This is a genomic window from Cellulomonas xylanilytica (genome assembly GCF_007989805.1).
In the GTDB taxonomy this organism is placed as follows: Bacteria; Actinomycetota; Actinomycetes; order Actinomycetales; family Cellulomonadaceae; genus Cellulomonas; species Cellulomonas xylanilytica.
Genome location: NZ_BJUB01000008.1, coordinates 213,431 through 229,198 on the forward strand (window position 1 = coordinate 213,431; position 15,768 = coordinate 229,198).

A 15,768-nucleotide genomic window follows, 5' to 3' on the forward strand; every position below is an offset into this window, starting at 1 on the left:
CTAGACGAGGGACGCCTCCCGCAGGGCTCGCCCCGGGTCGACCGCCACCGCGCGGTCGAGCCGGGGCAGCCCGGCCGCGGTGAACAGCCGCCGTGCCGCGCCGACGTCGCGGGGCCGGTCGACGGTGAGGATCGCGCCGACCTCGTCCGAGCCGGGCCGGAACCACAGGGCGGTCCAGCCCTCGCCGTCGCGAGGGTTGCCGCGCAGGACGACGCGGTCCTCGGTGCGGGGGCTGCCGAACAGGGCCAGCTCGTGGCCCAGCTGCGTGGAGAACACGTACGGCGCCACGTCGGTGACCGCGTCACCGGGCGTGCCCAGCAGGTCCGCGACGAGCGCCGCCGGTCCGCGCAGGGCTCCGTCCCAGTGGCCGCCCGGGACCCAGCCGTGCCGCGGGGAGCGGCGCAGCGCGACGTCGCCGACCGCGCGGACGCTGCGCGGCGCGCCGACGACCGCATGGTGCTCGTCGACCCGCAGTGAACCGTCGGGCTCGCGGGGCAGCGCACCGGCCAGCCAGTCGGTCGTCGGGCGGGCACCCACGGCGGCCAGCACGACGTCGGCGACGACCAGCTTGCCGTCCGCGAGGCTCACGCCGTTGGCGCCGACCTCGACCACGTGCTCGCCGGTGAGCAGGCGGACCCCCGCCGCCGCGTACCAGGGGATGGTCAGCTCCCCCACGGTCGGGCCGAGCGCCGCGACGAGCGGGCCGCCGTTCGCCTCGACCACCACGACGTCGACCCCGGCCGCGGCGGCGACCCCGGCCACCTCCGCACCGATCCACCCCGCACCGATCACCACGAGCCGTGCGCCCGGCACGAGCGCGGCACGGAGCCGTTCCGCGTCGGCGGCGGTGTGCAGGGTCAGGGCCGCCTCCCAGCCCGGCGGCCGGACGGCGTGCGCGCCGCTGGCCACGACCAGGGCGTCCGTGCACAGCGTGCCGTCGTCGGTGAGCACCTGAGGACGTGCCCCGGAGAGTGAGAGCGAGCGTGCCGGGGTGCGCAGGTGGACCTCGTCGGCGAGCGCGAGCAGGTCGGCGCCGAGCTCGTCGGCCAGCCACGTCGGGCCGGGACGGTCCAGGAGGTGCTTCGACAGCGGCGGGCGGTCGTACGGGGCGACCCCCTCGGCGCCGAGCACCACGACACGCCCGTCGAACCCCCGCTCGCGCAGCTCCGCGACCGTCCGGGTGGCCGCCAGGCCTGCGCCGACGACGAGCACGTCACGAGGTGGTCGGCGGTCCTGCAGGTCGTGGTCGGTCCGGTCGGTCACCTCGCAACGGTAGTCTCCCGTCGGGAGGCACGAGCGAGATGGTGAAGGAGCGCATGAGCGGGGCAGCCGGAGTACGCCGCGCCGCTGGCGCTCACCCGGACGCCGTCGGCCCGGTGCGTCCGGAACCGTCGGAACCCCCCGTGCCGGGCCCGCCGCCCTCGACCGGTCCCATCCCCGTCGAGGAGGCCCCCCTCGACCCGCGGGCCATCGCGCGTGCGTCGCTCGACGCCGCCCGCAACGTCTCGCTGTGGTGGACCAGCTCCGGCATCGTCGTCGCCACCGTCGTGGCGCTGGTCGTCGGCACCCGGGCGGGCGCGTTCGTGCTCGCCGGTGTCGTGCTCGTGTGCGCCGTGGTGCGGGCGGTGCTGCCGCTGCCGGGTCCCGTGGCGCTCGCCGTGCGGGCCAAGGCCCTCGACGTCGCCGTCCTCGTCCTGCTGGGTTCCGGCCTGGCCGTGCTCGCGCAGATCCTGCCGCGCTGACGCAGATCCCGTCGCGCTGACGCAGATCCCGTCGCGCTGACGCCGATCCCGTCGCGCTGACGCCGATCCCGTCGCGCTGACGCGGTTCGACACGCACGGACGCCCGGGACCGTGGCGGTCCCGGGCGTCCGGATCGTGCGGGTCAGGCGGGTGTCAGCGCTCCGACACCACGAGGACGTCGTCCGTGGTGACGTACGCGTCGTCCTCCTCGAGCAGGTTGTCCTCGGCCGGCTCCGCGGCGAACGCCCGGTAGACCAGGCCCGCGAGCGCCGCACCGACGAGCGGGGCGACCCAGAACAGCCAGAGCTGGCTCAGGGCCCAGCTCTCGGAGAAGATCGCCGACGCGGTCGAGCGGGCCGGGTTGAGCGACGCGTTGGTGACGGGCATCGCGACGAGGATCAGCACGGCGAGGGCCAGGCCGATCGCGAACGGCGCCTGCTTGTGCGCCGAGCGGCGGTCCGTGGCACCCAGGATGATGCCGACGAACACGGCGGTGACGACGATCTCGATGAGCAGCGCCGACACCAGGGAGAACTCGACCTGACCGGTGGAGATGCCGCTCAGCGGCGAGTGCTCGGCGTAGCCATTGGACACCGACGAGAAGAACGACCGGGTGGTGGCCTCGCCGCTGGTGTCGATCAGGGCGGGCAGCTGCGACGGGACCGAGATGAAGAGGACTGCCGCCGCGATGATGCCGCCGACGAGCTGGGCCAGCCAGTACGGCACGACGTCCTTCCACGGCGTCCGGCCGCCGATGGCGGCACCGATCGTGACGGCCGGGTTGAAGTGCCCGCCCGAGACGTGGCCGACGGCGATGATGCCCGCGAGCACCGCGATGCCGAAGCCGAGGGCGACGGCGATCGCCCCGCCGCCGACGCTCGGCAGGCTGGCGTAGAGCGCGATGCCGAGACCCACGAGCACGAGCGTGAACGTGCCGAAGGCCTCCGCACCGAGGCGGGAGACCAGGCTCGGGCCGGTCACGACGACCGTGCCGGCGGGCACGACGTAGGCGTCGAGCTCCTCGACGACGACGTCCTCGTCGCGCTCGGCGACGGGCTCGGAGACGGGCTCCGGTGCGGGCTGGGAGACGGGCTCGGCAGCGGCCGGGGAGACCGGCTCGGACGCGGGCGCCGCGGCGTCGGCGGCTGCTGCTGCCGTCGCCTCCTCGGGAGCGGGCGTGCCGGCAGCGGTGGTCTCGTCGGGCTCGGGGGAGCCTGCGGCCTTGTCAGGGTTGTCCTGTGACATGTCGATCCTGTCGTGAGTAACCGTCGGTGGAAGGGCGGTGCGCACGGAGCCTGCCACGGCCGACGATGCGGCCCTGGCGACGCGGTGATCAGCGTCTCGCCCCTGGTGGGTGCCAGCATGCCAGTCCTGGTGGCTGCGGTCACGGTGCGGGCCGAGGAGCGGACCGGAGGCCCGACTCTCCCAGATCTCTCGACGTCGAGTAATCTTGTCCCCGGACCCGCGCCGGCAGACGTTCCCTCGTGCCGTGCCCCCATCCGTCCCCAGCACAGGAGATTCCCGCATGGCGAAGATCAAGGTTGTCGGCCCGGTCGTCGAGCTCGACGGCGACGAGATGACGCGCATCATCTGGCAGTTCATCAAGGACCGCCTGATCCACCCGTACCTCGACATCGACCTGCGCTACTACGACCTGTCGATCCAGCACCGTGACGCCACCGACGACCAGGTGACGATCGACGCCGCCAACGCCATCAAGGAGCACGGCGTCGGCGTCAAGTGCGCGACGATCACGCCCGACGAGGCCCGCGTCGAGGAGTTCGGCCTGAAGAAGATGTGGGTCTCGCCCAACGGCACGATCCGCAACATCCTCGGCGGCGTCGTCTTCCGCGAGCCGATCATCATCAGCAACATCCCGCGCCTGGTGCCGGGCTGGAACAAGCCGATCATCATCGGCCGTCACGCCCACGGCGACCAGTACAAGGCGACCAACTTCAAGGTCCCCGGCGCGGGCACCCTGACGCTGACGTACACGCCCGAGGACGGCTCCGAGCCGATCCACCAGACGGTCGTCACGTACCCCGAGGGCGGCGGCGTCGCCATGGGCATGTACAACTTCAACGACTCGATCCGCGACTTCGCGCGCGCCTCGTTCGCCTACGGGCTGCAGCGCGGCTACCCGGTCTACCTGTCGACCAAGAACACGATCCTCAAGGCCTACGACGGTGCGTTCAAGGACATCTTCCAGGAGGTCTTCGACGCCGAGTACGCCGCGGACTTCGCTGCCGCCGGCCTGACGTACGAGCACCGCCTCATCGACGACATGGTCGCCGCGGCCATGAAGTGGGAGGGCGGCTACGTCTGGGCGTGCAAGAACTACGACGGCGACGTGCAGTCCGACACCGTCGCCCAGGGCTTCGGCTCGCTCGGCCTCATGACGTCCGTGCTCATGACGCCCGACGGCAAGACGGTCGAGGCCGAGGCCGCCCACGGGACGGTCACGCGCCACTACCGCCAGCACCAGGCGGGCAAGCCGACGTCGACCAACCCGATCGCGTCGATCTTCGCCTGGACCGGTGGCTTGAAGCACCGCGGCAAGCTGGACAACACGCCCGAGGTCACGCAGTTCGCGGAGACCCTCGAGCAGGTCGTCATCGAGACTGTCGAGTCCGGCGCCATGACCAAGGACCTCGCGTCGCTGGTCGGCCCGGACCAGGCGTGGCAGACCACCGAGGAGTTCCTCGCGACGCTCGACGCCAACCTGGCGGCCAAGCTCGCCTGAGCAGGCGGTTCCCCGACGGCGTCCACCTCACCAGGGTGGGCGCCGTCGGTCGTCCCCGGGGTAGCGTGAGGTCGCCGTCGTCGTCGACCGAAGGAGCCCGTTCCGTGGCCAGCTCGCCCGTCACCGTCACCGTCACCGGAGCCGCCGGGCAGATCGGCTACGCGCTGCTCTTCCGCATCGCGTCCGGTCAGCTGCTCGGCGCCGACACCCCGGTCCGCCTGCGCCTGCTGGAGATCCCGCAGGCGGTCAAGGCCGCGGAGGGCACCGCGATGGAGCTCGACGACTGCGCGTTCAGCACGCTGGACAGCGTCGAGATCTACGACGACGCGACGGCCGCGTTCGACGGCGTCAACGTCGCGCTGCTGGTCGGGGCGCGTCCGCGGACGGCCGGCATGGAGCGCGGCGACCTGCTCTCCGCCAACGGCGGCATCTTCAAGCCGCAGGGCGCCGCCATCAACGCGGGTGCGGCCGACGACGTCCGGGTGCTCGTCGTCGGCAACCCGGCCAACACCAACGCGTTCATCGCGGCGTCGCACGCGCCGGACGTCCCGCGTGAGCGGTTCACCGCGATGACGCGCCTGGACCACAACCGAGCGGTCTCGCAGCTGGCGACCAAGACGGGCGCGAAGGTCGCGGACATCGCGCGGCTGACCATCTGGGGCAACCACTCCGCGACGCAGTACCCCGACCTGTCGCACGCCACGGTGGCCGGCCGACCCGCGCTCGAGGTCGTCGGCGACGACGCGTGGGTGCGCGAGACGTTCATCCCGACGGTCGCCAAGCGCGGCGCGGCGATCATCGAGGCGCGCGGGGCGTCGTCGGCGGCGTCCGCGGCGAACGCGGCCATCGACCACGTCTACTCCTGGGTGCACGGCACGCCCGAGGGCGACTGGACGTCCGCCGGCATCGTGTCCGACGGGTCGTACGGCGTGCCGGAGGGCCTCATCTCCTCGTTCCCCGTGACGTCCGACGGCGGCCAGTGGACGATCGTGCAGGGTCTCGACGTCGACGAGTTCTCGCGCGGCCGCATCGACGCGTCCGTCGCGGAGCTGGTCGAGGAGCGGGACGCCGTGCAGGCGCTGGGCCTGCTCTGAGCTGCTGCTCACCATGTGGGCGGAGGAAGTGCACGTCTCGCGCCCGGGCACGGGCGTGGGGGCGTTCCTCGGCTGGGTGCTGCTCGGTGCCGGGGTCGGCGCGGGCTTCGGGCTCGGCATCCTGGGCGGGTTGTTCCTCGCGCTGGGCCTGCTCGTGGTCGGCGGCGTGCTCGTCGTCCGGCAGGGCCTGCGGCCGGCGCAGCTGGGGGTGCTCACGGGTCTGGGGGCTCTCCCGCTCGCCATCGCCTGGCTGAACCGGCGGGGCCCGGGCCAGTACTGCGCGGGCGGGGTGACGGGAGCGTCCGACTGCGTGGCCCAGTCCAACCCGTGGCCGTTCGTGCTGGTCGGGGTGGTCGCGGTGGTCGTCGGCATCGTGCTGTTCCTGCGGGCGCGGCGCCCGCCGGGGCCGCTCATCGAGCCGCGCCGGTGAGGCGGCGCTAGAGCACGGAGCGGATGGCGGCCGCGAACGCTGCCGGGTCGTCCTGCTGCACGAAGTGCCCGGTCCCCGGCAGCAACCGCACCTCGACGCCGAGGAGGTCGTGCAGCGCCCTTCGCGGCGGTGGCGGACTCGTCGGCCCTGCTGGCGTCCCTGGCCTACCCGCTGACCGCGTAGCAGGGGGGCGGCACGAGCGCGGGTCCGAAGGATCCCGGTCCGACGCAATCGCCCGGATCTCTTGCTGCAAGTTGCTGCAAGCGGATACGGTCGGCGACACCTGTCCCGCACATCGACGTGCGGGGAGACGAAGGAGTCGCCATGTCGGTCGCCGACGCCCCCGTCCGTCCCCTCTCCCGTGCCCTGTCCCGCGGCCTCGCCGCGCTGACCGCCGCCGCGGTCGCCGGCGTCGGGCTCGTCGCCGCCGTCGGGACCTCCGCCGCCGCCGCCGACCGCACGGTCGCGCTGGTCGGCTCGCTGCAGAGCGAGCTCGGCTGCGCCGACGACTGGCAGCCGGCGTGCGCGGAGACCGAGCTCGCCCCCACCGGCACGGCGGGCGTGTACTCCGCGGACTTCACGGTCCCCGCGGGCACCTACGAGTACAAGGTCGCCATCGACGACAGCTGGGACGAGGCCTATGGCAAGGACGGCGGGGACGCGAACATCCCGCTCGTCGTCGCGGGCCCGTCGAGCCTGCGGTTCACCTACGACGACACGACGCACCGCATCGCGCTGACCCCGCTGGACCTGGGCGGCGAGTACACGGCGGCCGACGACGACCTCGTCGCGACGCCGGTGCGCGATCCCGGTGCTGACGAGCAGTTCTACTTCGTCATGACGGACAGGTTCGCCAACGGCGACCCCGCCAACGACACCGGGGGGCTCACGGGCGACCGCCTCGTCACCGGCTTCGACCCGACGAACAAGGGCTTCTTCGAGGGCGGCGACCTGGCGGGCCTGCACGACAGGCTCGACTACATCGAGGGCCTCGGGACGACGGCGATCTGGCTGACGCCGTCGTTCAAGAACCGCCCGGTGCAAGGCGCGGGCGCGGACGCGTCGGCCGGGTACCACGGCTACTGGATCACGGACTTCACGCAGATCGACCCGCACCTGGGCACCAACGCGGAGCTCGAGGCGCTGATCGCCGACGCCCACGCGCGCGGGATCGACGTCTACTTCGACATCATCACCAACCACACGGCCGACGTCATCGACTACGCCGAGGGCACGTACGACTACGTCAGCCAGGCGACCAGCCCGTACACCGACGCCGCCGGCACGGTGTTCGACCCGGCCACGTACGCGGGCACGGACACCTTCCCGACGCTGGACCCGGGCACCTCCTTCCCGTACACGCCGGTGATCGAGCCGGAGGACGCCGACGTCAAGGCCCCGGGCTGGCTCAACGACCCGACGCTGTACCACAACCGCGGCAACTCGACCTACAGCGGGGAGTCCACGACGTACGGCGACTTCTCCGGCCTGGACGACCTCATGACCGAGAACCCCGCGGTGGTGGACGGCTTCGTGGACGTCTACAACCAGTGGGTCGACCTGGGCGTCGACGGCTTCCGCATCGACACCGCCAAGCACGTCAACTTCGAGTTCTGGGAGAAGTTCACGACGGGCGTGCGTGACCACGCGGCCGCGATCGGCAACGACGACTTCTTCATGTTCGGCGAGGTCTACGACGCCGACCCGGTCAAGCTGGCGCCGTACCTGCGCGACAGCGACATGAACGCGGTGCTCGACTTCACGTTCCAGTTGGCGGCCAGCAACTACGCCAAGGGCTTCTCGGCGGGTGGCCTCTCCGCGCTCTACGCGGGCGACGACCGGTACACGACGCCGACGACCAACGCGCAGGCGCTGCCGACGTTCCTGGGCAACCACGACATGGGCCGCATCGGCTACTTCGTCAAGGACGCGGACGACCCGGAGCAGCGCTCCGCGCTGGCGCACTCGCTCATGTACCTGACGCGCGGGCAGCCCGTCGTCTACTACGGCGACGAGCAGGGCTTCGCCGGCACGGGTGGCGACAAGGACGCCCGGCAGTCGCTGTTCGCGACGCAGGTGAGCGAGTACGCGAACCAGAACCTGCTCGACGGCACCCCCGCGGGCTCGGTCGACCGGTACGACACCGACTCGGCCCTCTACGACCACATCGCCGAGCTGGCAGCACTGCGCAACGCCCACCCGGCCCTGCGCACGGGTGCGCAGATCGAGCGCTACGCCGACGGCGGGATCTACGCGTTCAGCCGGGTCGACGCGCAGGAGAAGGTCGAGCACCTCGTCGCGACGAACAACGGCACCGCGCCGGCGACCGTCACGATCGACACCCTGACGCCGGGCGCGACGTTCGCGCCGCTGTACGGCACCGCGACGGCCGTGACCGCAGCGGCCGACGGGACCGTCTCGGTGACGGTCCCCGCGCTGGGCGCGATCGTGCTGCAGGCAGGCACGACGGTCGGCGCCCCCGCGACGGCCGGTGACCTCACCCTCACCGCCCCGGCGCCCGGTGCGGGTCTGACCGGTGACGTCGCGGTCACCGCGGACGTGCCCGACGACGTCTGGAGCCAGACCTCGTTCGCGTACCGCGTGCTCGGCGACGACGGCTGGACGCCGCTCGGGACCTCCGAGACGACGTCGCCGCGCGTCTTCCACACCATCGACGGTCTGCCCGACGGCGCGGTCGTCGAGTACCGCGCGGTCACGGTCGACGCGGCGGGCAACAAGTCCGCAGCCTCGACGTACGGCGGCGTCGGCGGCGCGATCGACGGCGTCGTGGACCCGGGCCCGGACCCGGGTGAGGACCTGTTCGTCACCGTGCCCGGCAGCCACAACGCGGCGATGGGCTGCCCCGGGGACTGGCAGCCCGACTGCGCGAAGGCCCAGCTGACCAAGCGCACGGACGGCATCTACGCGGGCACGTTCACGCTGCCGGCCGGCAGCTACGAGTACAAGGTTGCCGTCGGCGGCTCGTGGGACGAGAACTACGGCGCGGGCGGCGCCCCGGGTGGCGCGAACCTGACGTACACGACGGCCACCGCGGGTCCGGTGACGTTCTACTACGACCCGACGACGCACTACGTCACGTCCAGCGCCCAGGGTCCGATCCTCACCGTCCCCGGGTCCAGCAACAGCGAGCTCGGCTGCTCCGGCGACTGGATGCCGGACTGCCTGAAGAGCTGGCTGCAGGACCCGGACGGCGACGGCACGTACACCTTCACCGCGCCGGACCTGCCCGAGGGCGCCTACGAGGTGAAGGTGGCCCACGGCCTTGGCTGGGCCGAGAACTACGGCGCCGACGGCGTCCGGGACGGGGCGAACATCCCGTTCTCCGCGCCCGGCGGCAAGGCCGTGACGTTCTCCTACGTCCTCGCGACGCACGTGCTCACCATCGAGGTGACGGACCCGCCGCTGCCCGGCACGGGCGAGGAGCGCGCGCACTGGATCGACGCGAGCACGATCGCGTGGCCGGCCGCGTGGGCACCGACCCCGGCGACCAGCACGTTCGCCCTGCACGGCTCGCCGACCGGCGGGCTGTCGGTGGCGGACCTCGGGGACGGCCCGGCGGTGCCGCTCACGTACGACCCGGCGGGGCTCACCGAGGCGCAGCTCGACCGCTTCCCGGCGCTCGCGGGCTACCTCGCCCTGCGGGTTCCGGACGGGACGCCGACCGCGGAGCTCCTGCGTGGTGCGCTCCTGGTCACGCAGGCCGCGGCCGACGGCACGTTCCAGGCGGCGACCGGCGTGCAGGTGCCGGGCGTGCTCGACGACCTCTACGCGGGCAAGGCCGCCGAGCGGCGCCTGGGTGCGACGTGGAAGAAGGGTGTCCCGTCCCTCGCGCTGTGGGCGCCGACTGCCCAGAAGGTCGACCTGCTGGTGGGTACCGACCAGCGCGTGGCGGCGAAGCGGCAGTCCGACGGCTCCTGGACGGTCGAGGGGAAGAGGTCCTGGGCCGGTGCGCAGTACCTCTGGGAGGTCACGGTGTACGCGCCGACCACCGACCAGGTCGAGGTCAACCGCGTCACCGACCCGTACTCGGTGGCGCTCACGCTGAACTCGACGCACTCGGTGCTGGTGGACCTGGCCGACAAGGCGTTCCGCCCGCGCGAGTGGGAGAAGGCGAAGCAGCCGGTGGTGCGGCCCGTCGACCAGACGATCTACGAGCTGCACGTGCGGGACTTCTCGATCAACGACGCCAAGGTCCCCGCGGCGAAGCGGGGGACGTACCTCGCGTTCGCCAGCAACGGCAACGGCCGCGCGCACCTGCGGGACCTCGAGAAGGCGGGTCTGACCACGGTCCACCTGCTGCCGACGTTCGACATCGCCTCCATCCAGGAGGACAGGGCCCTGCAGGAGACCGCGGACTGCGACCTCGCGTCGTACGCACCGGACTCCGACCAGCAGCAGGCCTGCGTCACCGCGGTGGCCGACGCCGACGGCTTCAACTGGGGCTACGACCCGCTGCACTGGACGACCCCCGAGGGGTCGTACGCGGTGGACGCGGACGGCGGCACCCGCGTGGCCGAGTTCCGCACGATGGTCGGCGCGCTGCACGCGGACGGCCTGCAGGTGGTGCTGGACCAGGTGTTCAACCACACCACGGCCAGCGGCCAGTCCCCGCAATCGGTCCTGGACCGCGTGGTGCCCGGCTACTACCAGCGGCTGGACGCGGCCGGGAACGTCGAGACGTCGACCTGCTGCCAGAACATCGCCACGGAGCACACCATGGCGCAGAAGGCGATGGTCGACTCGGTGGTGACGTGGGCCCGTGACTACAAGGTCGACGGGTTCCGGTTCGACCTCATGGGCCACCACTCGGTGGAGAACATGGAGGCCGTCCGGTCGGCTCTCGACAAGCTGACGCCGCGCAAGGACGGCGTGGACGGGTCACGGGTGTACCTCTACGGCGAGGGCTGGAACTTCGGCGAGGTCGCCGACAACCGGCTCTTCCGGCAGGCGACCCAGGGACAGCTGGGCGGGACGGGCATCGGCACGTTCTCCGACCGGCTGCGCGACGCCGTCCGCGGCGGTGGACCGTTCGACGAGAACCCGCGCATCCAGGGCTTCGGCTCGGGCGGCGGCACCGACCCGAACGGCGACGCGATCAACGGCTCGGACGCCGACCAGCTGGCCCGGGCGGCGCACGACGCCGACCTGGTCCGCCTCGGCATGGCCGGCAACCTGCGCGACTACGCGTTCCTCACCAGTGCGGGCACCGTCCAGACGGGGGAGGAGCTCGACTACAACGGCCAGCCCGCCGGGTACGCCGACTCCCCGGAGGAGGTCATCACCTACGTCGACGCCCACGACAACGAGACGCTGTGGGACTCGCTCACGTACAAGCTGCCCACGGACACCCCGATGGCGGACCGCGTGCGCATGAACACCGTCTCGCTGGCGACCACGGCCCTGGCCCAGACGCCGTCGTTCTGGCACGCGGGCGCGGACCTGCTGCGCAGCAAGTCGCTCGACCGCAACAGCTACAACTCGGGCGACTGGTTCAACCTGCTCGACCTGTCCGGCCAGGACAACGGCTTCGGCCGCGGTCTGCCGCCGGCGGCCGACAACGAGGCCAAGTGGTCGTTCCAGCAGCCGCTGCTGGCGGACCCGGCGCTCAAGCCGACCCCGGCGGACATCGCCACGGCGTCGAGGGCGGCGGACGACCTGCTGCGGCTGCGGTTCTCGACGCCGCTGTTCCGGCTCGGCTCCGCCGACCTCATCGAGCAGAAGGTCGCCTTCCCGGGCTCCGGCCCGGACGCCGACCCTGGCGTGGTCGTCATGACGATCGACGACGAGCCCGGGTTCGACCGGTCGTCGAAGCGCTGGGTCAAGGACGTCGACAAGAAGCTCGACGGCGTCCTGGTCGTGCTCAACGCGTCCGACGAGCCGACCACGCAGACGGTCACGTCGCTCGCCGGCCACCGCCTGTCCCTGTCGCCCGTGCAGGCGAAGGGGAGCGACCCGGTGGTCAAGGGCACGACGTGGGACAAGCGCACCGGCACGGTGACGGTCCCGCCGCGGACGGTCGCGGTGCTCGTGGAGGAGGCCGGCCGCGGGCACGGCGGCGGCTGGTGGCCCTGGTGGCCGAACCGCGGCTGAGGCGCTGAGGGCAGGACAGCCGAAGGGCCCGCGACCAGTGACTGTCGCGGGCCCTTCGGTGGGTGCCGGGTTGCGGAGACCGCGGCTGGTCGTGCCAGGGGCGTCAGCCCTTGACCGACCCGGACATGAGGCCGCCGATGAAGTACTTCCCGAGCAGGATGTACACCAGCAGCGTGGGCAGCGACGCGAGCAGGGCGCCCGCCATCGAGATGCCGTAGTTGGTGAGCAGGGCACCGTTGGCCAGGTTGTTCAGCGCCAGGGTGACGGGGCCGTTCTGGCTGGAGGAGAAGAACACCGCGAAGAGGAAGTCGTTCCACGCCGAGGTGAACTGCCAGATGAGCACGACGACGAAGCTGGGGATCGAGATCGGCAGGACGACGGACCAGTAGGTCCGCAGCATCCCGGCACCGTCGACGCGGGCGGCCTCGACCAGCTCCTCGGGGATGGACATGTAGTAGTTGCGGAAGATCAGCGTCGTGATCGGCAGGCCGTAGATCACGTGCAGGATGATCAGCGACGGGACGCCCGAGGGGATGCCGGCGCCCAGCATGAGCTGCAGCAGCGGGATCATCACGGCCTGGTACGGGATGAACATCCCGAACAGGATCAGGGTGAAGACGATGTCCGCACCCTTGAAGCGCCAGCGCGCCAGCACGAACCCGTTCATCGAGCCGAGGAACGACGAGATGATCGCGGCCGGGATGACCATCTGGAACGTGCGCCACAGCGACGGCGACAGCGCCTGCCACGCGCCGGTCCAGTTCTCCGTGGTCCAGATCTGCGGCAGGTTCCACGCGCGTGCGGGGGAGGCGTCGCCCTGGCCCTTGAAGCTGGTGACGATCAGGACGTAGACCGGGATCAGCACGAGCAGCGTGAAGAAGATGAGCAGCGCGTACTTGGCGGTGCGTCCCTTGGAGAACCGGCTGTTCTTCTTCGACGGCTCGATGCTCAGGGGGGTGCCGAGGGGAGCGGTGAACTCCGCGGGCGTGACGACGGTCATCAGTGCTTCTCCGTCCGGTTGAGGTGCACCAGGTACGGGACGATCAGGATCGCGACGATGACGAGCAGGATCACGCCCACGGCGGCTGCGTTGGAGTAGTCGAAGCTCGACTTGAAGACGTACATGTCGATGGCCGGGACCTTGGTCTGGTAGTTCGCCGGCTTCGAGATCGACATGATCAGGTCGAACGCCTTGAGCGACATGTGGCCGACGATGATCACCGCGGACAGCGCGACGGGGCTCAGCTGCGGGAAGATCACGTGGCGGTACATCTGCCAGGTGGACGAGCCGTCCATCTTCGCCGCCTCGCGCAGCTCCTCGGGGACGCCCCGGAAGCCCGCCAGGAACAGGGCCATGACGTAGCCGGACAGCTGCCAGATGGCGGGGATCGCGATGGCGGCGATGCCGACGTCGACGTTGTTCCACCAGTTGTTCTGCAGGAACGGCAACCCGATCATCTGGAACAGCCGGTTGAGGCCCGACGCGTTCTCACCCTGGTTGGAGTTCAGCAGCCAGCGCCACACGACACCCGACGCGACGAACGACACGGCCATCGGGAACAGGTAGATCGAGCGGAAGACGCCCTCGAACCGCACGGGCCGGTCGAGCAGCCACGCCCAGAGGAACCCGAAGATCATGGTGCCGGCGAGGAAGACGACGGTGTAGATGACGAGGTTCTTCAGCGAGTGCTGGAACTCCTCGGACCCGAACAGGTCGATGTAGTTCTGGAACCACACGAAGCTGACCGGGGCGCGCCCGGTCGTCTGGGCGGCGGTGTGCACGTCCTGCCCGGACGTCTTCGCGTTGATCGCGAGGAGTCCGTAGACGAACACCGCGAGCAGGATCAAGGACGGCGAGATGAGCAGGAGGGGCGGGCCCCACCGGCGGATCTGTCGGGGCACGAGTGCCTCCTGAGGTCGTGACGAGCGTGCGGACGGGTCGGGCGGTCAGGGAGCGACCGACCCGGGGCGTGCGGTGGTGGCGGCATGCGGTCCCGCCCCGGCCCTGGCGGGTGCCAGGGCCGGGACGGGACCGGTGACGCGGTGAGCCGGATCAGCTCGCGTTGGCCTCGGCGGCCGCGACGAGGTCGGCCTGGAAGCCGGCGAGGTCGCCGCCACCGGTGGTGAACTTGCTGGTGGCGTCGGAGATCGCGTTGGACCAGGCGACCGGGGCGGCCGCGCCGTGCGCGAGCGAGGACACGATCGTGTCCTGACCGAAGGAGGTCATCGCGGACTGCTGGTACTCCGAGAAGTCCTCGGGCTTGGCGTCGTTGCGGGCGGGGATGGAGCCCTTCGCCTTGTTGAACGCGACCTGGCCCTCGAGCGACCCGACCGTCTTCAGCCACGCCTTGGCGCCCTCGGGGTGCGGCGCACCCACGGGGAGCGTGAAGGAGTCGGCGAGGAAGTCGAACACGCCGTCGGTGCCGGGGACCGGCATGTAGACGTAGTCGGCCGGAGCCTTCTTGCCGGCCTCCTCGAACGCCGCCACGGCCCAGTCGCCCATGACGTTGAACGCCGCGTTGCCGTCGATGACCTGCTGGGTCGCGTCGGGCCAGTCGAGGCCGTCACGGTCCGTGTTGGTGTAGCTGATGAGCTTCTCGAAGTCCGCGAGAGCGTCGGTGACCTCGGAGCTGGCCCAGTCGGTCGACCCGTCCCAGAGGCCGTTGTAGCCCTCGGCGCCGAGGTCGGCGAGCAGGATGGTCTCGAGCAGGTTGACCTGGGTCCACGTGGTCGCCAGCGAGAGCGGCGTGCGGCCGGTCTTCTCCTTGACGGCGTCGAGCGCGACGAACCAGTCGTCGATCGTCTCGTACTTCGCGGCCGGGTCGAGGCCCGAGTCCGTGAGGAGCTGGGTGTTGGCCCAGACGACGTTCGCGCGGTGGATGTTCGACGGGATCGAGTAGATCTTGCCGTCGACCGTGAGGCGCTCGACCAGGTCGGCCGGGAACGTGTCGCGCAGACCGAACTCGTCGTACAGGTCGGAGACGTCGTCGACCTGGCCGGCGTTGATGTAGTCGGTCAGCTCCGCGCCCGCGTGGGCCTGGAACGTGTCCGGCGGGTCGTTGGCCTGCAGCCGGGACTGGAGCAGGTCCTTGGCCGCGGAGCCTGCGCCACCGGCGACGGCGCCGTTGATGAACTCGACGTCGGGGTTCTGGGTGTCGAACACGCCGACGAGAGCGTCGAGACCGAGCTTCTCGGAGCCGCTGGCCCACCAGGTGAAGACCTCCACCTCGTCGCTGCTGCCCGTGCCGCCGGACTCGTTGTCGCCTGCGTCGCCGGAGCTGCACGCAGCCAGCGCGAGGCTGGCGACGGCGAGACCTGCGGCCATGGCGGTGAACTTGCGTGCGTTACGCATGTGACTCCTACGCCTTCGTTGCCGTGGATATGGATGTCTGGCCGGGGTGGAGCACCCGCGGCCGGGGTGTGCTCGCCCGGAGGTACGGGAGCACCGTCCGGACGATCGGTCGGAGGCTCTGCTGTGCGCCTCGCCCGATCCGGGTCACATCTCATCGGCCGTCGTGGTTGAAGTCAAGAAATGAACGCATGAGTCACCAAATCGTGATCTGACCTTCACCCTTCGTAGGCGATCCGGTCCCCGAGGTGCCCTGAGATGCCGCTTCCGGGGTATTCGTCCGACGTCGCCGCAGGCCA

Annotated in this window: 10 protein-coding genes; 5 read left to right on the forward strand and 5 right to left on the reverse strand. The window is 71.2% G+C overall.

Going from position 1 to position 15,768, the window contains the following annotated elements:
* The gene (locus CXY01_RS13965) at nucleotides 1-1,263 is read right to left on the reverse strand and encodes an FAD-dependent oxidoreductase (protein ID WP_246125352.1); all 1,263 of its coding nucleotides are present in this window, start codon (nucleotides 1,261-1,263) and stop codon (nucleotides 1-3) included.
* A 140-nt stretch (nucleotides 1,264-1,403) separates the two neighbouring features.
* Here CXY01_RS13965 and CXY01_RS13970 point away from each other — a divergent pair, with 140 nt between their 5' ends.
* Nucleotides 1,404-1,742, forward strand: a complete 339-nt coding sequence (locus tag CXY01_RS13970) for a DUF3017 domain-containing protein (RefSeq protein WP_246125354.1) — start codon at nucleotides 1,404-1,406, stop codon at nucleotides 1,740-1,742.
* Between the two features lie 153 nt (nucleotides 1,743-1,895).
* Here CXY01_RS13970 and CXY01_RS13975 read toward each other — a convergent pair whose 3' ends face one another.
* Nucleotides 1,896-2,987: an MIP family channel protein gene (locus tag CXY01_RS13975; RefSeq protein ID WP_146928021.1), complete on the reverse strand. Its 1,092-nt coding sequence runs from the start codon at nucleotides 2,985-2,987 to the stop codon at nucleotides 1,896-1,898.
* Nucleotides 2,988-3,267: 280 nt separating this feature from the next.
* Between CXY01_RS13975 and CXY01_RS13980 the strand changes: the two genes are divergently transcribed.
* From CXY01_RS13980 to pulA, 4 genes are all read left to right on the forward strand, one after another.
* Complete coding sequence (locus tag CXY01_RS13980; protein ID WP_146928022.1) at nucleotides 3,268-4,485, forward strand: NADP-dependent isocitrate dehydrogenase; 1,218 nt, start codon at nucleotides 3,268-3,270, stop codon at nucleotides 4,483-4,485.
* Nucleotides 4,486-4,589: 104 nt separating this feature from the next.
* Nucleotides 4,590-5,579, forward strand: a complete 990-nt coding sequence (locus tag CXY01_RS13985) for a malate dehydrogenase (protein WP_146928023.1) — start codon at nucleotides 4,590-4,592, stop codon at nucleotides 5,577-5,579.
* Between the two features lie 13 nt (nucleotides 5,580-5,592).
* Nucleotides 5,593-6,009 carry a hypothetical protein gene (locus CXY01_RS13990; protein ID WP_146928024.1) on the forward strand — a complete coding sequence of 139 codons (417 nt, stop codon included), beginning with the start codon at nucleotides 5,593-5,595 and terminating at the stop codon, nucleotides 6,007-6,009.
* Between the two features lie 324 nt (nucleotides 6,010-6,333).
* A complete protein-coding gene (gene pulA / locus CXY01_RS13995; protein WP_146928025.1) occupies nucleotides 6,334-12,120 on the forward strand; it encodes a pullulanase-type alpha-1,6-glucosidase in 5,787 nt (1,928 codons plus the stop codon).
* A gap of 103 nt (nucleotides 12,121-12,223) precedes the next feature.
* Here the strand turns inward: pulA and CXY01_RS14000 are convergent, their stop codons facing one another.
* The 3 genes from CXY01_RS14000 to CXY01_RS14010 form a co-directional block, all read right to left on the reverse strand.
* The gene (locus CXY01_RS14000) at nucleotides 12,224-13,120 is read right to left on the reverse strand and encodes a carbohydrate ABC transporter permease (RefSeq protein WP_146928026.1); all 897 of its coding nucleotides are present in this window, start codon (nucleotides 13,118-13,120) and stop codon (nucleotides 12,224-12,226) included.
* On the reverse strand, nucleotides 13,120-14,022 hold the full coding sequence (locus CXY01_RS14005) for a carbohydrate ABC transporter permease (protein ID WP_146928027.1): 903 nt from the start codon (nucleotides 14,020-14,022) through the stop codon (nucleotides 13,120-13,122). Before CXY01_RS14005 ends, CXY01_RS14000 begins: the two co-directional genes overlap by 1 nt.
* Before the next feature lie 151 nt (nucleotides 14,023-14,173).
* Nucleotides 14,174-15,472, reverse strand: coding sequence for an ABC transporter substrate-binding protein (locus CXY01_RS14010; RefSeq protein ID WP_146928028.1), 1,299 nt, complete (start codon nucleotides 15,470-15,472; stop codon nucleotides 14,174-14,176).
* Nucleotides 15,473-15,768: the final 296 nt, after the last annotated feature.